Annotated in this window: 14 protein-coding genes and 1 pseudogene; 5 read left to right on the forward strand and 10 right to left on the reverse strand. The window is 69.3% G+C overall.

The window, feature by feature from the left end; all coding sequences use genetic code 11:
- Positions 1 to 4,600: 4,600 nt before the first annotated feature.
- Positions 4,601 to 5,374, forward strand: coding sequence for a hypothetical protein (locus AB0M88_RS46410; protein WP_364113468.1), 774 nt, complete (start codon positions 4,601 to 4,603; stop codon positions 5,372 to 5,374).
- Between the two features lie 1,126 nt (positions 5,375 to 6,500).
- Here the strand turns inward: AB0M88_RS46410 and AB0M88_RS46415 are convergent.
- Together AB0M88_RS46415 and AB0M88_RS46420 are read right to left on the reverse strand one after the other, a co-directional pair.
- A complete protein-coding gene (locus AB0M88_RS46415) occupies positions 6,501 to 7,475 on the reverse strand; it encodes a D-alanine--D-alanine ligase (protein ID WP_364113470.1) in 975 nt (324 codons plus the stop codon).
- The gene (locus tag AB0M88_RS46420; protein ID WP_364113472.1) at positions 7,472 to 8,773 is read right to left on the reverse strand and encodes a PLP-dependent aminotransferase family protein; all 1,302 of its coding nucleotides are present in this window, start codon (positions 8,771 to 8,773) and stop codon (positions 7,472 to 7,474) included. Before AB0M88_RS46420 ends, AB0M88_RS46415 begins: the two co-directional genes overlap by 4 nt.
- Positions 8,774 to 8,931: 158 nt before the next feature.
- Between AB0M88_RS46420 and AB0M88_RS46425 the strand changes: the two genes are divergently transcribed.
- Entirely contained in the window at positions 8,932 to 9,603 is a 672-nt protein-coding gene (locus tag AB0M88_RS46425; RefSeq protein ID WP_364113474.1) for a GNAT family N-acetyltransferase, read from the forward strand.
- Between the two features lie 3 nt (positions 9,604 to 9,606).
- Here AB0M88_RS46425 and AB0M88_RS46430 read toward each other — a convergent pair whose 3' ends face one another.
- The 8 genes and pseudogenes from AB0M88_RS46430 to AB0M88_RS46465 form a co-directional block, all read right to left on the reverse strand.
- On the reverse strand, positions 9,607 to 10,758 hold the full coding sequence (locus AB0M88_RS46430) for an N-acetylmuramoyl-L-alanine amidase (RefSeq protein ID WP_364113476.1): 1,152 nt from the start codon (positions 10,756 to 10,758) through the stop codon (positions 9,607 to 9,609).
- Between the two features lie 134 nt (positions 10,759 to 10,892).
- Positions 10,893 to 11,219: a thioredoxin gene (gene trxA, locus AB0M88_RS46435; protein WP_364113478.1), complete on the reverse strand. Its 327-nt coding sequence runs from the start codon at positions 11,217 to 11,219 to the stop codon at positions 10,893 to 10,895.
- A gap of 32 nt (positions 11,220 to 11,251) precedes the next feature.
- Positions 11,252 to 12,211 (reverse strand): thioredoxin-disulfide reductase, encoded by a 960-nt coding sequence (gene trxB, locus AB0M88_RS46440; RefSeq protein ID WP_364113480.1) that lies wholly within the window; start codon positions 12,209 to 12,211, stop codon positions 11,252 to 11,254.
- 133 nt (positions 12,212 to 12,344) lie between these two features.
- The gene (locus AB0M88_RS46445) at positions 12,345 to 13,724 is read right to left on the reverse strand and encodes a hypothetical protein (RefSeq protein WP_364113482.1); all 1,380 of its coding nucleotides are present in this window, start codon (positions 13,722 to 13,724) and stop codon (positions 12,345 to 12,347) included.
- Between the two features lie 218 nt (positions 13,725 to 13,942).
- Positions 13,943 to 14,575, reverse strand: a pseudogene (gene sigM, locus AB0M88_RS46450) (RNA polymerase sigma factor SigM); the annotation flags it as partial.
- 135 nt (positions 14,576 to 14,710) lie between these two features.
- Positions 14,711 to 16,249: a protein kinase family protein gene (locus AB0M88_RS46455; RefSeq protein ID WP_364113484.1), complete on the reverse strand. Its 1,539-nt coding sequence runs from the start codon at positions 16,247 to 16,249 to the stop codon at positions 14,711 to 14,713.
- A gap of 222 nt (positions 16,250 to 16,471) precedes the next feature.
- Positions 16,472 to 18,250 (reverse strand): murein biosynthesis integral membrane protein MurJ, encoded by a 1,779-nt coding sequence (gene murJ, locus AB0M88_RS46460; RefSeq protein WP_364113486.1) that lies wholly within the window; start codon positions 18,248 to 18,250, stop codon positions 16,472 to 16,474.
- A 48-nt stretch (positions 18,251 to 18,298) separates the two neighbouring features.
- The gene (locus tag AB0M88_RS46465) at positions 18,299 to 19,171 is read right to left on the reverse strand and encodes a hypothetical protein (RefSeq protein ID WP_364113488.1); all 873 of its coding nucleotides are present in this window, start codon (positions 19,169 to 19,171) and stop codon (positions 18,299 to 18,301) included.
- Between the two features lie 90 nt (positions 19,172 to 19,261).
- Here AB0M88_RS46465 and AB0M88_RS46470 point away from each other — a divergent pair, with 90 nt between their 5' ends.
- The 3 genes from AB0M88_RS46470 (at position 19,262) to AB0M88_RS46480 (ending at position 21,774) form a co-directional block, all read left to right on the forward strand.
- Complete coding sequence (locus tag AB0M88_RS46470) at positions 19,262 to 20,692, forward strand: CCA tRNA nucleotidyltransferase (RefSeq protein ID WP_364113490.1); 1,431 nt, start codon at positions 19,262 to 19,264, stop codon at positions 20,690 to 20,692.
- 60 nt (positions 20,693 to 20,752) lie between these two features.
- Complete coding sequence (locus AB0M88_RS46475; protein ID WP_364113492.1) at positions 20,753 to 21,208, forward strand: hypothetical protein; 456 nt, start codon at positions 20,753 to 20,755, stop codon at positions 21,206 to 21,208.
- A 98-nt stretch (positions 21,209 to 21,306) separates the two neighbouring features.
- Positions 21,307 to 21,774: a methylated-DNA--[protein]-cysteine S-methyltransferase gene (locus AB0M88_RS46480; protein WP_364113494.1), complete on the forward strand. Its 468-nt coding sequence runs from the start codon at positions 21,307 to 21,309 to the stop codon at positions 21,772 to 21,774.
- Positions 21,775 to 21,921: the final 147 nt, after the last annotated feature.

Consider the following 21,921-nt stretch of genomic DNA (forward strand, 5'->3'; position numbering starts at 1 on the left):
TCCTTCGTGATCTTCAGACAATCCGAAGGATCTGCGATGGCCGCCTCTCGTTGACCTAAAAGACCAGGTCATACACCACTTCGGTGGACGTGACCCCCCGCCTAAGCCGCCCACGTCCGATTGACTCAAACCCAAGCCGGAACGGCTTGACCGAAAGAGCCCGTAGACGCGATCGTGGCTGACGACGAATGGCCGGTTGGGTCGAGCGCCCTCGGCGCAGACGGTCCCGCTTTGTGTCCCGGCTCGGGTCCCTTCGTGACGAGGTAGCCGTCGTTCCGAAGGCCTCGCGACCGCCTGGTGATCGTGTGCACCTTGGGGTCGCACATCGGCATCTCAAGGTCGGTGCAATGCACGCCGTGCGTTGGGCTCTGGGCTTGTCGCCAACTATGGTCGGCCGTGCAGCGGATTCAGCCTGCGACCGATCGCCCGACCCGAGAGACTTCGTCCACTGGGCTTGTCTGCTAGACCGTTAGCTCGCGCCCGCGTACCTTCGAGCCTCAAACAACGGCTGCAGCCGGTACCTGGGTTTCACGTGAAACATGATCCCGATTAGGCGTGCGAGCCTCCGCTTCCACACAGAACCTGTCTGTGCTTGCCAAATGGCGGGACGGGGCGCAACGGATGGCGCCCAGCCCGGTCGCCGCAATCGCTGCATTTCTAGCGCCCGAATGTAGGTCCGCCGCAGGACCGAGACGGACACCCGAAAGAGCAGGGCACCGAACAGCTGGCGGAGGGCGGGGTGCCACGGACGAACGGGCATCGTGCAGGTGCTGATCGCCAGGCTCGGTCGCGGTGCCTGCCGGCGCCGTGGCTCGTGGTCGGCATGATTCCTCGCTTGTACGCAACTGCTGACCGTAGATCGGCTGAGCTCATAGCTGCTCGCTGCTAGCTGCTCACGGTCACCCTCTGCTGGTTGGCGGTCGTCGCCGATTGGCGGTCGGCGATTGGTCGACGGCTCCGAAGGAGGTGGCCGGTGGAGGTCCGAGGGTGAGGGCGGAAGGTCGAAGGCAGCGGGTGGCCGGTCGCGCGCGCGGTGGATGTAGCGGTGACCGGCTGGCGCGTGGGCGTTGATAAGAGGCGGGCGGCATCACCGAAGCGCTCGTCTGGACGGTCGGCAGCCGTTGCTCGAGCGTGAGTGGCAAGGCTGACGAGGGCTGGGTGGGCGGCGTAGGAGTCGACCATGCGCTGAGACGTAAGGCTGGTTAGGCGCAGCAAGTGCCGCGCCAGCGCCTCATCGGACTGCTACTCCCGACCGATGAGGGTTCAAGACAGATTTGCGTGAGGGCCCAACGGGTCGGCGCAGGCAACGAGGTATCCGCCGTTTCACGTGAAACAGGATCACGCGCTCCCCGAATGGCGTCGTCCTGAACAAGAAGCTGAGAGCGGATGGCCCGCTCCGGCTCAACCTCATAGCCACCGTTGCCCAGACGCCGCCGCTTCGAGCCGGCGGCAAACCGACCCGCACGCGCTGGGCGGATGTCACAGCGGGGAGCTGTGTAGCCCTAACACCCGTGGCGGTACTTCGCTCGCGCATTGTCAGGTGGCTACCACCAACTCGGACCGCCGCCATCGTCTCCGGGATAGGCGGGATTCAGGGGCAACACACCGCCGATCGGCGTCACCTCGTTAGCGCTCAAGTGTCGTATGACGAGCCGAGTCCTGGCGTACGGCCGCTCGGTCTTTTCCCCTGTTAGCAGGGTCCCTTACAGCACGGGAAGGCTCTACCTCGACGAGCCGTCGTGGGCCGTCGCGGACGGCCACCCGACCTGCAGTCGTCTGCTTAGCGAGCGACGAGAGAAGGGGTCGGCTTATCGGGGCAGGGCTCTTCGCGTTGCGAGCAACGATCGCCGCGCGACCCGGCACGAGAGAAGCCGCCCCGTGTGGTGCCGTCGTCCCTCGGGGACGAGGCACTCTGCCGCCGAGGAGCAAGGTGGCACGGATGAACCTTCTGGCGACGACGGACGAACTGCTAACGAGATACCCACATTCTCCGGCGGGCTTTGCGGCCGTCAGGACTCGACTGCTGCTGTCCGTCGGGCCGCTCGTCTACCTCGCTACGTTCGCGGCGTCCGCCTCCCTCCCGATCCGATTGCCCGAGTTCGGCTAAGCGTCAAGTGGCGATGGTGAGGCTGGCCGCGCTGGTAGAAGTTGCTGTGAAGAGACCTCAGGTGCGGTGGGTTGGTGCAAGGCGAGACGCCGAGTGACCGCGCCGAAAGCCAAGCGGCGAACGGCCGACGTTGGCGGTCGCGGTGCAGGCAGTGCCGGCAAGCGAAGCCAGGCGGTGGAAGGCAGCGGAACGGGGGGTGGACGGCCCGGCGATGGCTGAAGGTGTGACCGCGGACTGGATGAGACGGCGGAACGCCTGCCGGGTAGCTACACGGTGGTGGCAGGCCGAGGGCGGGCTGTGCCTCGAAAGGTCGAGCAGCTATGACCGGATGGCAGGCATGTGAGCACGACGCAAACGAGCGGGGGTAGGCACGGGCGCAGCGTGCCGCAGAGGTCGGGTCGGTGCTTACGGCCGACTACGGAACGGTCGCGAGCGTCCTCTCGTGAAGGCCTAAAGATCGGTAGCCCCAGGACTGTCGGCGGGGTTGCCCGCAGAAATTGGCCGGCGGTCGGCTAATGGCTCCGGGTCGACGGGCCGAGACCCGAGGGACTGTTACGCCGGACTGCGTCGAAGAGAAGCTTCGGCGCTACGGCGGCCGCCGTAGCGCGAGCGGCGAAGACGTAGGCGACGTGGGTGGCCGATGAGAGGCGGGGGCGGCCTTCGAACGGAACGGGGCCGGGCCGACTATCGAGCTGGCACTGTTAGGCGGTGGCAAGCTGGCCGACGAGAGTCCTCGCGAAATCGTCATCGCGAGAGTCGGAGTGGGTGTCGGATTTTTAGGCTGGCTTCTGCAGTTTTTCAACTGCAACGGACCCGTGCCGCAAGCGGTTGACTCTGCGGATTGACGCTCAGGAGCGACTTGCCAGTGGAGACGGCTGCGGCCGTGAATACGCGAAGACCGAGGCGGGTCGGAGGGTTTCATCTCGACGCCTCCGTGGCCAGGAGCGAGAGATCTCTGGCCGTGCGCTGTGGCGACGACCCGATTCACCGGCGACCGGTCTGCCGTGCGTTGGCGCGACCCCGGCGGGCCGGACCCCCCGGTCAGCCAGCTTGATCCGGCTTGCCGGACCCGTGCCGCTCCCCCAAAGTTCCATTGGGCGCGTCTTTGGCTCCGTGTGGCCCTTCACAGATCCACGCGGTTCGGCCCGCCATCCAGCTCGCTTGGCTGTCGACCTTCCTTCAGGCGCGCCCTTCAGCCCTGTCAGCCTTGGCCCGGCTGGCTTAGCTCATCGAGTCGCCCTGCCGCCGGACCGCCCCGCCTCGGACGGACCGCCCAGCCTCGTCAGACCGCCCGCCTCGTCAGGACTGACTGGCCCACCCCGGAGCGTCCCGCCCGGACGGGGCCGCCCAGCCCTGAATCCGGACCGGACGCGCGTGTCTACCTGCACGCCCGCCGCTGGGCCCCACGCTCGGCGAGACGGCGATGCTGAACCGGGCAAGCCGCTTGGTCCGCTCACCCCGGCTGGACGGCGACGCTGAATCAGATGCTGCCGCGCTGCACGTCGCGATCGCGCGTGAGGACGGTCATTCAGCGGTTCGGTTCATCGGGCTGGGGCCGCCCCGGCTGGGTTGGGCGGTTCGGTTCGGCCAGTTCGGTTCGGCCAGTTCGGTTTGGCTAGTTCCGCTCGGCTCAGTTCGGCCTGGCTCAGGGTTGGCTCGGCTCCGCGGTTCGGTTCGGCTTGACCAATCAGGCTCCGGCCGTTCGGCGAACGGCTCGGCGAACGGCTCGGCTCGGCGAACGGCTCGGCTCGGTTTGCCTTGGCTCGGTTCGACGGTCCCGTTGGGTGGCTTAGCCCGAACCAGGCCGATCCCGTCGTCGGTGGTTCGCACACACAGAGAGGGGCCAGGCCTTCGCGTGACAAATGAGGGTGGCACCAACGATGGCCTGTGGATGATCGAGCGCGTCGGTCGCCTCGGACACGCCGGTGGCGGACTCGTTGACCACGCCGCGGACGAAGGTTCTAGAGCAGTGACGGGACAATTGCAGTCAGCAAGCCGAGTACGACCTGGCTGCTGGACCACGTCGACCTGTGCCCGCGGCTCGCTCAGGAACCTCCCCTGCGGCCCCGCAACACGCAGAACCGGGCTGTCGGCATGGCGTTATCCACAGGCGCAGGGCTAGGCGGTGCATGCGGGGACTGTTTCACGTGCAACCACTCGAACGGCGACATGGTCGAGGAGCGCTATCCACAACCTGTGCGCAACGCCTGTTGAGGACGGGTTTGGCGGTTGGTTTCACGTGAAACAACGCCGATGGTCTGTGCGCTATGCACCGGCCTATCCACAGCCTCGGCAGCGCTGCGACGTCGTGTTTCACGTGAAACGAGGCGGCCTGTGGATAACCCCTGTGGATAACTTTGGCAGTGCCAGGGCGCCCACAGACGGTGATCTCCATCGACGTCTGTCCAGTCGCCCAAACGGCTGAACGACTGTTGTCCCCATCGCGGAAAATTGACCCGGGACAGTACCTCCTGGCTGGGCTAAGGTCACGTCGTGCCCGAGAACATCGCCCCGTTACCCGACTTCGTACGCTGGCCGTCGTTCCCGTTCGAGGGCGCCATGCGGGTCAAGCCGCTCGCTGCTCCCGTCGAGGTCGAGCCGCCGCGGAGCGGGGAAGATGCCGCCGACTGCATTGCGTGTGGGACGCCGGACGATTCGTACATCTGGATCAGCGATCGCTGGCGGGTTCGGGCGATGGACCGGCCGACCGGACTGCCGATGGTCCTCATTCTCGAGTGCCGTTCACACCTCGACCTGGGCGACCTTCCCAACCTCCTCGCGGCAGAACTCGGCGTGATGACGGTCCGCCTCGAGCGAGCCATCCGATCGCTGGACGGCGTCGCCCGCGTACACGTGAACCGCTGGGGCGACGGCGCCGCTCACCTGCACATGTGGTTTCTTGCCCGGCCGCATGGCCGGCTGCAGTTGAGGGGCACGTTCCTCTCGCTCTGGGACGACATTCTGCCGGTGATCCCCGAGCAGCAGTGGCGGGAAAACTTGGCGCTGGTGGCGGCGTGGCTGGCGGAGTTCGGTGGTACGGCGATCGCGGAACCGCCGCACATCCAGTGGGAGTCACCGTCCACGATCAACTATGCCGGCAGCGACAGCGAGGGGTCGGCGGAGCCGGCGGCGGCCGAGAGGCCGACCGATCTCGGCAACGCGGAACCGGCGCAGACGATCGCGGCCGAGAGCGGCGCCCAAACACCGGCTTCGCCGAACGGCAGCGGACCCACCGTGGCGAACCCGGCGACATCCACCCACCCTTAATTCAACCCGTCGTACGGCCCCGATTGACCCAGGGCTATCGCGAAGACGGCGGCCGAGCCGGCGAGCAGGGTGCCGAGGGCGCCGCCGCTGCAACACCGGGGCACAACGCCCGACGGCCGCGACGCACCGCTCGCCGAGTGCGGCACGCCCGAAGCCAAGACGAAGAGTGCGGCACGCCCGAAGCCAAGACGAACGCCGGCCGAAGGCCGAGACGCACCCCCCGTTCGCGGAGCGCGGCCACTCGCGAAGGTCGAAGGCCGGCCGTTAGCCGAGCGGGGGGTATACCGCCCCAGGCGCCGAGGCACGCCGATCACGGAGCGCGGCACACCGCCGAAGGCTACGGCCCGTCGGCCGCGGGGCTGGGTGTATCGGCCGACGTGCGGTAGCAAGGTGCGGCAACTCTAGACACGTCGGCCGCAGAACGAGGTGCGCCGCCCGAAGGGGGAGGCACCCAGCGTGGCTCAACGGCTGAAGGCGGGGGCACGGCGCGTGGCACACCGCGCGAAGGCCGCGGCACACCGCGCGAAGGCCGCGGCACACCGCGCGAAGGCCGCGGCACACCGCGCGAAGGCCGCGGCACACCGCGCGAAGGCCGCGGCACACTGCGCGGCACACCGGCTGAAGGCGGGGGACGCACCGCGCGAAAGTGGGGGCACATCGCATGGCACACCGGCTGAAGGCGGGGACGCGTGGCCCACCGCCCGAAAGGCGAAGACACACACCACCCGAAGGTCGAGGGGCACCGGTTGCGAAGGGGGCCATACCGCCGAGCCCGGAAAACACCCGGCCGCAAAGCGCGACACTCCGCCGGCGCGTCGCTCGATGGCCGGGGCGCGCTCTCCAAAAAGAACCAGCCAACTGCGAACCCCGGCGGGTCAGGCTCAAGACTTTCGGTTCAGGCCGTTTTCCGGTACGCCGATTCGCCGCCCGAAAGCATCACGTCGATGGCCGCCGCCCAGCCCATGGACACGACGGCGGGAGGTGGCCGGCCTCTTCTGCTACGTCCTCGCCGCGCACGGAAGCTCGATCCGACAGCGACTCCAAGAGGCCGGTGCCGTATGACGCCCCCGAGCGCGATCCAACTGACCGGTGGCCCCCCGGCGAGGACACAACCATAGAAAGCTGTTCAAGAACCCGATCGTCGAACAGCCCTCTCGACCAACTGCGCCAGGATCTGCCCCAGATCCATCCCCGCCGCCTGCACCGCCAACGGCAGCAACGACGTCTCCGTCATTCCCGGTGACACGTTGATTCCGAGCACCTGGGGCGACCCGTCGTCAGAAACGATCAGGTCGACCCGGGACAGGTCTCGCAGGCCGAGGGCCTTGTGTGCGGCCAGCGCCGTCTCGGCCACCCGTGCGGAGATCTCAGGTGACAGCCTCGCCGGCGTGTGCCACGTGGTCAGCCCGGCCGTGTAGCGGGCCGCGTAGTCGTACACCCCGTCCTGCGCCACGATTTCGACGGCCGGCAGTGCTGTCGGCCCGGATCCCAGGTCGACGATCGAGACGGCCACGTCCATGCCGGGCGCGAATTTTTCCACGAGGGCCGTCGAGTCGTACGCGAAGCAGCCCACCATCGCCGGCGGGAGGTCGGCGTCTTCTCGCACTACGGCCGCGCCGAGCCCGGAGCCGCCCTGGGCCGGCTTGACCATCAGCGGGAGGCCGAGCCGGTCGACGATGCGGTCGAGCACCGCTACCGCTCCCAGTTCGGAGAACCGGTCGTGGGGCAGCGCCACCCAGTCGGGGGTCGGGATGCCGGCTTCTCGCAGCATCGACTTTGCCGACGGCTTGTCCCAGGCCAGGCGGGACGCGCGCGCGTCGCAGCCGACGTACGGCACGCCGCACAGGTCGAGCACCCCGCGGAGTGAACCGTCCTCCCCGGTCGCACCGTGCAGGGCGATCACCACCGCGTCGGGCGGATCTTCCTGGAGTGCCGGCAGCAGGGCGACGTCGGCGTCGCGCATGTCGGCGGTCAGTCCGGCGCCGCGGAGCGCGTCCAGGATGCGGCGGCCCGACCGCAGGGACACGTCCCTCTCGTAGGACAGGCCGCCGGCCAGAACCGTCACGCGCACATCGTCACCCGTACCCATGTCTGTGATCATGCCAAGCCGGGGGTGTCGGCGGCGGCCGTGCCTCGCCGCCGGCGTTCCGGCGCGGCGCCGGCGCCGAAGACGGCCCGCATCTCGAGTTCCTGTTCCATCACGCCGGAGAGGCGGCGGACGCCTTCGCGCAGTCGCTCGGGGGATGAGAACGAGAAGTTGAGCCGCATGTTGCTGCGGCCGGTGCCGTCGGCGTAGAAGCCGGTGCCCGGAACGTACGCCACCCGGGCGGCGATCGCGCGCGGCATCATCGCCTTCGAGTCGAGACCCTCGGGCAGCGTCGCCCAGATGAACAGGCCACCGGTCGGCCGTGTCCACGAGGTGCCGGCCGGCGCGAGGTCTTGGAGGGCGTCGAGCAGCGCGTCCCGGCGTTCGAGATAGATCTCGCGGTAGACCTTGATCTGCTGGCGCCAGGGCATCGTCGACAGGTATTGCGTGACCGCGGCCTGCGCGAACGGGCTCGGGCACAACACGTTGGCCTCGTTGGCCATCACCAGCTTTTCGCGCACCGCGTGCGGCGCCAGAATCCATCCGACGCGCAGGCCGGGCGCGAACGTCTTGGAGAAGGTGCTCAGATAGAACACCCCCTCACGGCGGCGGGCCCGCAACGGCAGCGGGGCGTCACCCTCGAAGGACAACATCCCGTACGGGTCGTCTTCGACCACCAGCAGCCCGGCCCGTTCACAGATGTCGAGCACCTGTTCGCGCCGCTCCTCCGAGAGGGTGACACCGGCCGGGTTCTGGAACGTGGGGATCGTGTAGAGGAACTTGGCGCGGCGGCCGGAGCGTTCCACGGCCGCGATCGCCTCTTCCAGTGCGGCCGGGATCAGACCGTCGGCGTCCATGGCCACGTGCTGCACCTGGGCTTGGGCGGCCTGGAACACGCCGAGTGCGCCGACGTAGGTCGGCCCCTCGGCGAGCACCACATCGCCCGGGTCGAGGAACAGCCGGGCCAGCAGGTCGAGCGCCTGCTGCCCGCCCACGGTCACCACCACGTCGTCGGGGGACGCGCCGTGGATGCCGGAGAGCGCCATCACTTCGCAGATGCGTTCGCGCAGCTCGATGGTGCCCTGGCCGATGCCGTACTGCAGGGAGACGGTGCCCTGCTCGGCGGCGATCTTGGAGAGCATCTCGCCGACCGCGTCGAGCGGAAGGGCGGCGATGTACGGCGAGCCGCCGGCCAGCGAAACCACTTCGGGACGGCTGGCGACCGAGAAGAGGGCGCGGATCTCGGATGTCGTCATCCCGCGCACCCGTCGCGCATATCGATCGGTGTAGTCGTCCTGGGTCGTGCCGGTCATGCGGCTCTCCTTTGCAACGCAGGAACCCCGATCCTAAACGGGGTGGCCCGGAGAGGCTCTCGGTTATCCGGTCCGCCTTGACCGACCTGATCCCGTTCATGGATTTTGCGGCGTAGGATCCGTCCGGGGTAAAACCGGTCATCTCGAGGGGGACAGTGATGTCGCGACGCCTGGTCAACCTCACCCTGGACACCCTCGAGGACCTTCCGAGGCCGTGTCGCCAGTGTGTCTACTGGGAACTCGATCCGGTCTCGGCCGAGCGGGCCTGCGCGGCCGGCGACACCGGCCTCGAGAAGGAAGCCTGGGTTTCGCAGACGCTGCTCGAGTGGGGTTCCTGCGGCAAGCTGGCATATGTCGACGGCATGCCGGCCGGCTTCGTGATGTTCGCCCCTCCGGCGTACGTTCCTCGCTCGATGGCCTTCCCGACCAGCCCGGTCTCCGCCGACGCGGCCCTGCTGATGACCGCGCACGTGGTCGCCTCGTTCGCCGGCGGCGGCCTGGGCCGCATGCTCGTGCAGGGTGTGGCCCGCGATCTCACCAAGCGCGGGGTGAAGGCGATCGAGGCGTTCGGCGACGCCAAGTTCGGTGAGGCCGACGAGGAGACCAAGCAGGACGGCTGTGTCGCGCCGGTCGACTTCTTCCTGTCGGTCGGCTTCAAGACGGTGCGCCCGCACCCGCGCTATCCGCGCTTGCGGCTGGAGCTGCGCACCGCCCTGTCGTGGAAGTCCGACGTCGAATACGCCCTGGAAAAGCTGCTCGGCTCGATGAGCCCCGAGGCGCTGCTCCGGCCGGTCCGCCCGGTCAGCGCGACCAGAACCGCCGACAACTAGGGCCTAGGCGCGGTTGGACAGCGCCATCCGCAGCTGGCGCACGTCGATCGACCCGGTCGGCACGTCGGCCTCGACCGGGTAATACATCCGCTGCACGGCGGCCAGGATCGCCTCGACGATCTGCTCGCGGAACAGCGGGTTGACCAGGCGGTCGCGATCGGCCGGCGAGGTCAGATAGCCCAGGTCGACCCGCACGGCCGGCATCTGGGTGAGGCGCAGCAGCTCCCACGTCTTGGCGTGGATGCGGCAGTCGCGCATCCCGGTGCGGACGACGATCTCGCGCTGCACCAGGTTGGCCAGCCGCTCCCCCACCGTCGAGCTCAGGCCGCTGCCGGTGCCGTAGTGGTAGGTCGCGACGCCGTCGGCCGACTCGTTGTCGTGCCCGTCGAGGTGGAGCGAGATCAGCAGGTCGGCGCCGAGGCTGTTGGCGAGCATCGCCCGCTCGGCTCCGGTCATCGACTTGGCCGGCTGCGGCCCGCGGGTCAGGTGCACCCGCATGCCGGCCGCGGCGAGCCGGCCCTCGAGGCGGGCGGCCAGGTCGAAGACCAGGTCGGCCTCGGTCCAGCGGAGCGGGCCCTCGGGCACGACGACGCCGTGGTCGTCGCCGCCGCCGTGACCCGGGTCGATCACGATCGTCTTGCCGACCAGGTTGGTGCCGGCCTGGCGGAACGCCTCGGCTTCGCGCAGCCACTGTGGGCGGCCGCCGACAACCTTGCGGCCGAGACGGCGCAGCGCCTTCATGGTCTGCGGGCCGCACGAGCCGTCCTGGGTCAGGGCGACCTCACGCTGGAACTGCGAGACGGCGCGGGCGGTGCGGGCGCCGTAGATCGAGTCGGGGCGGCCGGCGTCGTATCCCATCTCGAGGAGCCGTTCCTGCAGGGTGCGCACGTCCTCGCCGACCAGCGGATCGGTCACCGAGTAGTAGAGCGTACGGGCGCCGAGCCGCCACCGGGCGGCGTCGAGTGCCCCCCAGGTCTCGTCGCCGACGAGGCCGTCGACGCCGATGCCGCGGCTCTGCTGGAAGGCCCGCACCGAGGTGTCGACCGCGTCGTCGAACTGGTCCGGCGAGGGGGAATCGAGCAGCTCCAAGCCCACCAGGATCGACCTGATCTCGGCCACGGCCGGACCGCTGTCTCCACGTCGGATGGAACGCACGCGCGTCTCCTTACCCAGATCCACAAGACTTCCGGAGCGTACTCCCCAGTGCCCACCGCACCCGGCGGCGAACCCTTACGGAGGAAAGCAACGCCCCGCATCCGAAGGGATGCGGGGCGTGATGGGGAGGAGGCTCAGAGAGCCGACTCGATGAAGTTGATCAGGGCGCTCTTGGGGCGGGCGCCCGTCACCGAGTTGACCGGCTGGCCACCCTTGAAGATCGTCAGCGTGGGCACCGACATCACCCGGTAGGCGCGGGTGGTCTCGGGGTTCTCGTCGATGTTGACCTGCACGATCTCGACCTTGTCGCCCATCTCCTTGGCGATCTCGGCGAGCAGCGGGTCGACCTTCTTGCAGGGCGCGCACCACTCGGCCCAGAAGTCGACCAGGACCGGCTTGTCCGACTGCAGCACGTCGCTTGTGAAGCTGGCGTCCGTGACCGCCTTACCTGCTACTCCCACTTGTCCTCCTGACAGGTCTTACAGCTCGACTCTTACAGCTCGACGAAAGAAGCGATGAAGCGTTCGGCGTCCAGAGCCGAGGCGCAACCCGTGCCGGAGGCGGTGATCGCCTGACGGTAGGTGTGGTCGACCAGGTCGCCGGCCGCGAACACGCCCGGCACGTTGGTGCGAGTGCTCGGCGCGTCGACCTTGACGTAGCCCTCGTCGTCGACCTCGACCTGACCCTTGAACAGCTCGCTGCGCGGGTCGTGGCCGATCGCGACGAAGACGCCGGTGACATCGAGGACCTTGGTCTCTCCGGTCTGCACATTCTTCACGCGCGCGCCGACGACCTTGCCGTCGTCACCGAGGATCTCCTCGACCGCCGAGTTCCACTCGACCTTGATCTTCGGGTTGTTCAGCGCCCGCAGCTGCATGACCTTGCTGGCCCGGAACGAGTCGCGCCGGTGCACGATCGTCACCGTCTCGGCGAACCGGGTGAGGAAGGTCGCCTCCTCCATCGCCGAGTCGCCACCGCCGACCACGATGATGTGCTGGTTGCGGAAGAAGAAGCCGTCACAGGTCGCACAGGACGACACGCCGTGCCCGAGCAGCTCCTGCTCGCCGGGGATGCCGAGCGGCCGCCACGCGGAACCGGTGGCCAGGATGACCGCGCGAGCCCAATATTCCTTTTCGCCGACCCAGACCGTCTTGAGCCCCTCGGTGCCGGCCTCGGTGGGCCGGTCGCCCAGCTCGACCCGGGTGACGTCGTCGGTGATGAACTCGGCGCCGAACCGCTCGGCCTGCGCCCGCATGTTGTCCATCAGCTCGGGACCCATGATCCCGTCGCGGTGACCCGGGAAATTTTCGACCTCGGTGGTGGTCATCAGCGCGCCACCGGACTGCACACCCTCGATCACGAGGGGCTTGAGGTTGGCCCGGGCCGCGTAGAGCGCCGCGGTGTAACCGGACGGCCCCGAACCGATGATGATCAGATTGCGGACCTCGTCCACTTCCGACTCCTCAAGTCTGTCGTCACCGGTAATCGACCGGCGACACTGCACGCTAGAACGTCGAGCCGGGCGCACGCCATTCCCGCATGCGGGCCGTGTCGGACCTCACGCGGGGCGTGCTCCGGAGTGTCGTTCAGCCTACCGGGACTTTGTCGAGGGTGGCGGCGTCGCCCGGCGGTGTCCCGCAGTCGGCGCCACTCGCCCACGCCCACTGCCCGTTGCCCGCGGTGAACCGGACGATCACCGCGGGCGCCCCGTCGAACCGCGCGTAGTCGACGCTATCCGGCGAAATGCGGCCGCCGGCGTTGGCCTCCTCGATCGCGGCCAGGCAGTCGGCGAGGGCAGTCGGCGAGGTCAACCGTTGCAGCGCCGATTCGACACCACTCGCCATCTCGGGCGTCGTCTTGCGCCCCGGCGTAGCGGGCGACGTCAGCGCCCCCGACATCGGCTGCACGGGCGCGATGCCGAGAGTGTCATGCGTGTAATCAGTGCCGGTCGCCAGCATCTGTGCAAATCCCGCCGACGGTGCGAGCTTCGGCGCCTCACCCCGCACCTCCGAAGATCCGGCCGCCGAATCGGTGCTGGCCGAGTTCGACTGCCGCCCGGCAAGATAGTCCAGGCCAAAACCGACAAAAGCGACAAGACCCGCGGCCACCGCGATCGGTGCGGCCCAGCGGAGCCGTCGCCCACGCCGGGGTGCCGGCTGCGTTTTCTGTACGCCGTGAGCACTGTCATCACCCGCAAGATCACCGTGCACGAGGTGCAAGTGGGGCACGCGCGGCTCGGCCAGGTCAGGCGCGATGGGCTCGGGGTCGGCAACCGCGTCAGACCCGCCGTCCGACGAGTTCCGCGCCAGCGCGTCGGCTGGGTCGCTCGCGCTGGTCACGTTGCTCGCGTCAGCCAGGTTGCGCGCCTCAGCAGAGTTATGGGCGTCGGCCGGGTTGTGGGCGTCGATTGGGTTGTGAGCGCCATTGCGCGCGTCGGCCGGGCTGCGCGCGTCAATTGGGTTGCGCGCGTCGATTGCGTTGTGGGCGGCGTTGTGGGTGTCGGCCGGGCTGTGGGCGTCGGCCGGAGTGCGGATGTCGGCCGGATTGCTGGTGTCAGCTGGGTGGAGTGCGGCGGGTCGGTCGGCCCCGCGGAGGGCAGAGGTCTCGCCGAGCGGAGTCTGGCTGAGCGCGGTCTCGCCGAACGGGGTCTCGCCCAGCGGAGTGGTGTCGCGGAGCGGGGCGACGACGTCCACCGGGGTGGTGTCGATGCCGAGCAGAGTCGAACCGGTCAGCATGGTGTCGAGGCGGTCGGCCAGGTCGGCCGGCATCGGTTCGGGGGCGAGGCGGCCCAACTCAGCCGTGACCAGCGCCATGCCTTCGCCCACCGACTCGTAGGCTGCCTGCCAGGCCGGGTCGTCGGCGATGCGGGCGGCGACCACGGACTCCTCCGGCGTGCCCGTGAGGGCACCCCCGATGTAGTCCGCCAGCAGGTCGATGTCGACCCCGCCGAAGTCGGCCCCGGTCACCGCTGTTCCCTCCGATCGTGCGTGCTCGGCCGCGGCCCGCTCGCCGCCGCCGGTCCGGATGGGACGGATCGGGCACCGCCGCGGTTCCCCTCAGCCTCGTGACCAGTGTCTCTCGGCCGGCTGGGAGCGTCGCCGCTGTTCCTGGGCCCGCTGCCGCCGGGCCCGCTGCCGGTGGCCCGGCTGTCTCTGGGCCCACTGCTGCTCGACCCGGCGCCGGTGGCCCCGCTGCCGGTGGCCCCACTGCCGGTGGCCCCACTGTCTCTGGGCCCACTACCTCGCAGGTGACCGAGGGACACCGCCATGCGGGCGCGGCCGCGGGCGCACCGGCTCTTGATCGTGCCTTCGGCCACGCCGAGGATCTCGGCTGCCTCGGCGACCGGGTAGCCCTGCACGTCGACCAGTACGATCGCCGCCCGCTGATCGGGTGGCAGCGCGGCCAGTGCCTCGCGGACGACCAGGGCGGTGTCGTGATCGTGCATCGGGGCGGCCGGCTCGACCCCGCTCGGGCGGTCGTCGGAGCGGCTGCCGTCGGGCAGCGGAACGGTCGGGTGGGCCTGCCGCCGGCGGATGCGGTCGAGGCAGGCGTTGACCACGATGCGGTGCAGCCAGGTGGTGACCGCCGACTCGCCGCGGAACCGGGCCGCGTTGCGGTGGGCGGCGAGCAAGGCGTCCTGCACGGCGTCGGCCGCTTCTTCGCGGTCGCCGATCGTGCGCAGGGCCACCGCCCAGAGCCGGTCGCGATGACGGCGCACCAGCTCGGCGAATGCGTGCGGGTCGCCCTCGACGTGGGCGCGCAGCAGGCCGGCGTCGCTGGTCGCGTCGGCCTGTGCGCGGGAAGTCACGCGAGCAATCTATCCAAGCCCCGCACTCCCCGGGTGACCGCCGGGCCGATTGCCCACCGTGCACAGACGCAAGGCCGGTCGATAAGCGCGATGCCCCGGTCACCAGGTGACCGGGGCATCTTCAGCTTGGCGCCTGCGGGGCCGTCAGTTGCCGTCGACCTGGATCGAGTCGACGGAGGCCGAGTAGGGGTGTGCGCCGCCGGTGAACGGCAGCTTGGTGATGAACACCAGGATGTACTGGTATTTCTGGTCCGGGTCGAACGCCGAGAAGATCTGGGTGGTGCCGCTCGGGTCGCTGTTGTCGCTGTCGCCCAGTCGCTTGTATGTGTCAACGATCTTGCCGTCGCCGGTGCTGCTGTCGCCCGGGTCGGTGCTGCCGACGCGGACGTCCATCACGACGCCCGACTCGGCCGTCTCGACCCGTACGTCGCTGACCGAGTGCGGCGAGCCGAGGTTGATCAGCACGCCCATGCCCTTTTTGATGTTGCCGAAGGTGGCCGTGTTGTAGCCCTGGGTCTGCCAGGACGTGTCGGGGTCGCTGTCGACCGTGTAGGCCGCGTCGCCCTGCTGGCTGCGGCTGCCGTCCGGCGGGTCGACGATGCGGACCATCTTGCCGGTCAGCGCGATCTTGGTCGGCTGTGGCGCGGGCGCCGCGGCGCTGCCGGTGGTCGTGTCGGCGGGCGCGCCGCCGGCGTTGGCCTGGGTCGTGTCGGTCGGCGACGGCTTGCCGGACGAGGTGATCGCCCGGATGCCGAAGACCAGGCCGATGATCGCGATCACGGCCAGCGTGGCGATCCCGAAAATGATCTTGTTGTTGTTGCGACCCGGTTCGGGCGACGTGCTCGGCGCGAACCGCAGCGGCCCGACGTCTTCGTAGTCGTCGTCGGAGGCCGAGTCGAGACGGCCCAGCTCGGCCGCCAGCGCATCGGACTCCGGCGTCTGAACCCGCTTGTCGAGCAGGTCCATCGTCAGGTCGTCGAGGTAGGCCGGGACGCCGGCCCGGATCTGCCGCGGGGTGGCCAGCGTGCCGGCCGCGTCGCGGACGGCGTCGGGCAGCGTGGACCCGCCCACCTCGGCGTGCGGCCAGCGGCCGGTGAGCGCGAAGTAGAGAATGCCGCCGACCGCCCGGATGTCGCTTTCGACGTCGTCACCCGAATCGGCGCGGGCGTCGGCCAGGACCACCCGGCCGTCGTCGCCGATCAGCGTGGTGCCGGGATGCACGTTGCCGTGCACCATGCCGGTGGCGTGCACCGCGGCCAGCGCGTCGGCGATCGAATGGGCGATGCCGGTGGCCCGGGCCGGGTCGAGCGGACCCTGCTCGGTCACCATCTCGCGCAGCGACTGGCCCTCGACCCACTCACGCACCACGTATGCGCGCTGGCCCTCGTCGATCGCGTCGTAGACGCCGACCAGGTTGGGGTGGATCACCCGGCTCGCGTCGACCGCGGCCTCGAGCATCTCGGCGGCCGAATCGCCGCCCGGGTGCCGGAGCACGACGGCGACCGGACGTCGCAGGATGACGTCGATGCCGCGCCACACCTGCCGGCCCGCACTGTCGTTGTTGACGTGCTCCTCGAGCTGATAGCGCTCGGCCAGGATCTCACCCACGGTGGGAGCACCGAAGGTCATGACCGGTCCGTCCGCTTCGGCCGCGGTCTCGTGGCCTTCGCCGACCTGGGTCACCAGTCCTCCCTCGGTGCTGCACGCGCATCTCTGCACGTGCTTGGGGGCAATAGGCACGCGCTGGGGCGCATGCGCACACTGACCATACCCGCACACGACCACCGTACGGCAGGTCGTCCCCCCGGCGCGGCAGTCGGACACGCCCGTACGAACGGACTTTTCTGCGACCGAATCGAGGGAAAACCGCCTGTTCAGTGGTGGTTTTGTGGGATCGGATGGCAATCAGCGGCCGAGTTTGCGCCGCAGCATGCCGATCACCTGGTTTACCTCCGGTACCCGGAGCACGGTGGCGAAGAGCAGGAACGCACCCCCGCCGAGCACGCCCTGCAGGATCAGGACCAGCGCGGACATGACAAAACTCGAGTGCGCGTGGGCCCCGAGAAAAACGTGTAGCAATTCGGCCACGATCAGTGCAGCAAGACCGCAGACGCCCGCCTTGCCGACGAGGCCGACGATCTCCCGGCCGCCGAGCCGGCCGAGGCGGCGGCGCAGCACCACGATCGAGACGATGCAGCCGAGAGCCCAGGAGATGCCCTGGGCCGACGCGATGCCCATGATCACGTGTTCGGTGTCCAGCACCTTCGACAGAATCACCGCCGAGATCCCGCCGGTCGCGGTCGAGAAGATCGCGATCAGGGCCGGCGTGCGCGTGTCGGCGAGCGCGTAGAAGCCGCGCTGCAGCAGCTGAAGCACGGTGAACGGGGTCAGCGCGATCGCGAACACCCGGAGCACCTGGGCGATCACCTCGGCACCGGCCGCGTTGGTCGCACCGTGCGCGAACAGCACGAACGCGATTTCGCTGGCCGCGCCGTACAGCAGGGCGACCGCCGGGAGCATCAGGGACAGCGAGAGGCGTACGCCCTCGCGCAATTCCGCCGCCAGGCGGTCGAGGCGGCCTTCGGCCGCACTCTGGGTCATTCGCGGCAGGATCGCGGTGATGATCGAGATGGCGACCACCGCGTACGGCAGTTGGAAGAACGCGTACGCGTTGGTCCAGGGCGTCAGGCCGATGCCGTGGTCGAGGTGCAGCACCTTGGTGCCGCGGGAGCCGGCCGCGTTGGCGAGGTTGGTGTAGACGACGAGCGCGACCTGCTGAGCGACCACGTAGAGCAGAGTCCAGCTGGCCATGCCCCACATCTGGGTCAGTTCGGCCCGCCGGAAGTCGAACCGGGGCCGGAAGTTGAAGCCGAGCTTGCGCATCGACGGGATCAGCCCGAATGCCTGGGCGGCGACGCCGGCCGTGACGCCGATGCCGAGGAACGTGACCTTCCCGCTGCTGATGTTGGTTTCGTCGAGATGACCGTGCGTGGTCGCCATGAAAGCGATCAGCACCCCGATCACGACGAAGTTGTTGAGCACCGGTGTCCACATCGGTGCGCCGAAGCGGTTGCGCGAGTTGAGCGACGCGCTGGCCACCGCCGCGAAGCCGTAGAAGAAGATCTGCGGCAGGAAGAACAGCAGGAACGTGACCGCGAGCCGGTGCTGCGCTGGGGTGAACTTGCTGGCGTACAGGTTGATCAGCAGGGTGGAGGCGGCCATCGCCACCAGCGTGATCGCGGCCAGCGCGCCGAGCAGGACGGTGAACAACCGCTGCTCGAACTCCTCGCCGTACTTCTCGGAGCGGTTGCGGGCCCGGATCAGCAGCGGCACGTGGGCCGCGGTGAGCACGCCGCCGAGCAGAATGTCGTAGACGATGTTGGGAATCGTGTTCGAGGTGTTGAACACGTCGCCGAGCGCACCGGTGCCGAGCGCCGCGACCAGCAGCGTCGACCGGAAAAAGCCGGTGACCCGGGAGGCCAGCGTGCCGACCGCCATGATCGCGCTGGAACGCACCAGGCTGCCGCCGTCCCCCGGTCTGTCGGCCGGGATCTCCTGCGGTGGGAGCGATTCCTGATCGAGGAGCGGGGCCCCGGGCACCGAAGCGCTCGCCGGGCCCAGCACGACCTCGGCCGACGGCGGCAGGCCCCGCGAGTTGGCACTGCTATACAGGCCGTCGGTCACACGGTCCTCCCCAGCGTTACGCACACATCGTCACCATAAAGGGGTACGTCACAGGTGTCGTCGCAGGAGGGTGCCCGGGACGGCCCCGGCCAGCGTCTCGATCATCCAGCACGCCTCGGCTGCGACCAGGGGCTCACTGAGCGCATCGAGAACGGTTGGATGATCACAGCCGACCTCGGTCAGGACGGCCACCAGTTCCGGAATCGGACGAAGATCACCGGATTCCACGATCTTGCGGGCGAGCGGTCTGGTGCCGGCGTACCAGCCATGCTCGGACTGGGTTGCCAAGTGCGCCTCGGACCGGCGTACGAGATCGGCGAGCCCGTCGAACGGGAAGCGTTCCGCCGCTCGGACCTCGAGCATCGCCCGGGCCGGGCGGCTGAGTGCCGCGACAGCGGCCTCGTCGAGAACCTCGGGTGACACGCCCCGCGGAGCCGGCCACCAGTCATCGCCCGCGAAAATCGGCAGCGGCGCCTGCTCCGGGCCGGCCGGTTCGGCCGGCGTCGGCACCTCACGGCGCAGGGAGCGGTACGCCGCCTCACGCACCGCCGCGATGGCCGTCTCGTCGTCGTCGGGAGTCGCCGGCGCGAACGGTGACAGCAGCGCCACGACCAGGCCGGGATGGGGCAGTGTCGGATCTTCCCAGGCGATCACCCGGGCGCAGAGGTCGAGTTCCCACCAGCGCAGGGCGGCCGGGTAGGGCCCGTCGACCGGCGCCCACCCGAGCTGCTCGGGGTCGGTGAAGCCGGGGCGCCGCAGCCCGAGGGTGCGCTCGCCCGAAGCCAGGTCGACGTCGAGGACCAGCGCGTAGCCGCCGATGACCGGCAAGCTGATGCGCATTTCGCCCGGTTCGTCATCGATGGTGTCGGTCCAGAACGCCGGGTTCTCGCAAATCCGGCGGACGGCTTCGGAAACGGGCATCCGCCCATCCTGCCCGCTGCCGCCCGGCGCTGCCACGGCCCCGGTCCCGCCACCCAAGATCAGATTCAAGCCAGTTAGGCTGGTCATCCCATGTCTGTGTTGAATGCCGCCCAGCGGAACGCGGTCGCCGAGCTGCTCCGTGTCTCCCCCGTCGCCGACGAGCTGGGGCGCCGGTTCGGCGCCGCCGGCCACGAGCTGCACCTCGTCGGAGGCTCGGTGCGCGACGCGCTGCTCGGCCGTCTCGGCGACGACCTCGACTTCTGCACCGACGCGCACCCCGAGCAGACGCTAGCGCTGGTGCAGGGGTGGGCCGACGCGATCTGGGAGACCGGTCGCGACTTCGGCACGATCGGCGTGCAGAAGAACGGGCTCCGGGTCGAGATCACCACGTTCCGCGCCGAGGCGTACGACGGGGTCACCCGCAATCCGGTCGTCGCCTACGGCACGTCGCTGCTGGATGACCTCGAACGCCGCGACTTCACGATCAACGCGATGGCGGTGTCGGTGCCCGGGCACGAGTTCACCGACCCGTTCGGCGGGCTGAAGGACCTGGCGGCCAGGGTGATCCGTACACCGGCCGCGCCGTCCCTGTCGTTCGGCGATGATCCACTTCGGATGCTGCGGGCCGCCCGGTTTGCGGCGAAGCTCGGTTTTGCAGTGGACAACTCGGTCATTCAGGCGATGCGGGACATGGCGCCTGATCTTGATCGGATCACCGCCGAGCGCATCCGGGACGAGTTCACCAAGCTGATGTGCGGCGCCGACCCGATCCTCGGGCTGCGACTTCTCGTCGACACCGGCCTGGCCGACCGCTTCCTGCCCGAGATCTCCGGCCTCAAGCTCGAAATCGACGAGCACGCCCAGCACAAGGACGTCTACGAGCACACCCTGATCGTCGTGCGGAACGCGATGCGCCTGGAGGACGAGGGCGGCCCTGACTTCGTGCTGCGGATGGCCGCGCTCATGCACGACGTCGGCAAGCCGGCCACCAAGGCGGTCGGCCGCGACGGTCGCGTCAGCTTCCATCACCACGAGGTCGTCGGCGCGCGCCTGACCAAGCAGCGCATGAAAGCCATGAAATACCCCAAGGACGTCACCTCCGAGGTGGTCGAGCTGGTCGCTCTCCACTTGCGCTTCTACGGGTACGGCCGGGGCGAGTGGACCGATTCCGCGGTGCGCCGCTACGTGACCGATGCCGGACCGCTGCTCTCCCGCCTGCACAAGCTCACGCGTTCCGACGTGACGACCCGCAACCGGCGCAAGGCCGCCAACCTGGCCGCCGACTACGACGCGCTCGAGGAACGGATCTCCCGCATCGAGGCCGAGGAGGACCTGGCCCGGGTGCGGCCCGACCTCGACGGCAACGCGATCATGGAGCTGCTCGGGGTGCCGCCGGGCCCGATCGTGGGCCAGGCCTGGCGCTATCTCAAGGAGCTGCGGCTCGACCGGGGGCCGCTGACCCGCGACGAGGCCGAGGCCGAGCTCTTCAAGTGGGCCCGCGACAACGGGCACCTGGCCTGATCGCGTAGGGCCGCGGCGTCCTGCGGACGCCCTTGACCAAATCGGCTATACAGGCTGCTGATGGACGCTGACAGCACTGGCGCGGGGTCGCGAGCGTTCCGCTTCATCGGCGGTACGGTCGCCGTCCTGGCCGGGCTGGCCGCCGTGGCGTTCCTGCTCGTGGCCGGCACGGTCGCCTGGATGTTCGGCGTCGCGCTCCCCCATCACCAGCACGAGATCGACGACCAGTCCCTGGCGGCTAGCGTCAGTTACCTCGCCGCACAGGATCAGGGCCGCCTGGCGTCGGCGGCGACCGACGGCAAGCTCACCGACAGCGAGATCACCGAGGTGTTCGGCCGCACCTGGACGATCGGGCGGTCGGCCGACCGGTGGGCGGTGACGACGCGCTTTCTGGCCGGCAGCAGGGACGTCTGCGTTCGGTTCGACGTCGCGCTCCCGCTCGGGCCGGCCACCAGGGTGACTCACAGCGAGCTTCCCGCATGCCCGCTGATCCGGCCGCATCCGGATGCCTCGTAGCCGGCGCGGCCTCGGTCCGGCCTTGTCCCTAGCCGTCGAGGCGCCTCCGGGTCGTCGAGGGCTCGAAGTTGTCGTACCCGGCGAGCACAATCTTCGGTGTGTTCGTCGTTGACTCACTCATCGGGCCGCTCGGTGTCGAGACGGTCGGTGAGACCGTGGTCGGCGTCCGGTTCGGGGCCCGGCCCGGCCCGGCTGCCGCGACGCCGGCCGACCATGCCGTCGCGGCGAGGCTGGAGGCCTACTTCGCCGGTGAGCTGACCGACTTCGAGCTGCCGGTCGAGATGCGCGGCGGGTCGGAGTTCGAGAGGCGGGTCTGGGCCGAGATCGCCAAGATTCCCTATGGCGAGATGATCACCTATGGCTCGATCGCCAACGCCCTCGGCGACCCGGGTGCGGCTCGGGCAGTCGGCACGGCGTGCAACCACAACCCCGTGCCGGTGATCGTGCCCTGCCATCGGGTGGTCGGTGCCGGCGGCAAGATGGTCGGCTTTGGCGGCGGCATCGAGCGCAAACGCAAGCTGCTCGAGCTGGAGGCGAGGGTCGCCCTGACCCGCGCCTGGGGCTGACCGTCCGCAAATCCGGTCGTGTCGGACGTCTCGGACGAAAGCGGCGGGGGCGGGGCGAGGGGGGGGGGCCCCCCCGGGGGGGTGGGGATGAGGTTTTTGTTGTGGGCGGCCCCGCGCCCCGCGGGGTCTGGCAAACACCCCCCGAGT

The sequence above is a fragment of the Actinoplanes sp. NPDC051411 genome (genome assembly GCF_040682075.1).
Taxonomy (GTDB): Bacteria; Actinomycetota; Actinomycetes; order Mycobacteriales; family Micromonosporaceae; genus Actinoplanes.

Bases quoted from the DNA above. Each gene is read 5' to 3' on its own strand.
- AB0M88_RS46415 (WP_364113470.1), bottom strand. From the start codon at position 7,475: ATGATCACAGACATGGGTACGGGTGACGATGTGCGCGTGACGGTTCTG.
- AB0M88_RS46420 (WP_364113472.1), bottom strand. From the start codon at position 8,773: ATGACCGGCACGACCCAGGACGACTACACCGATCGATATGCGCGACGG.
- AB0M88_RS46425 (WP_364113474.1), top strand. From the start codon at position 8,932: ATGTCGCGACGCCTGGTCAACCTCACCCTGGACACCCTCGAGGACCTT.
- AB0M88_RS46465 (WP_364113488.1), bottom strand. From the start codon at position 19,171: ATGCCCGTTTCCGAAGCCGTCCGCCGGATTTGCGAGAACCCGGCGTTC.
- AB0M88_RS46470 (WP_364113490.1), top strand. From the start codon at position 19,262: ATGTCTGTGTTGAATGCCGCCCAGCGGAACGCGGTCGCCGAGCTGCTC.
- AB0M88_RS46475 (WP_364113492.1), top strand. From the start codon at position 20,753: ATGGACGCTGACAGCACTGGCGCGGGGTCGCGAGCGTTCCGCTTCATC.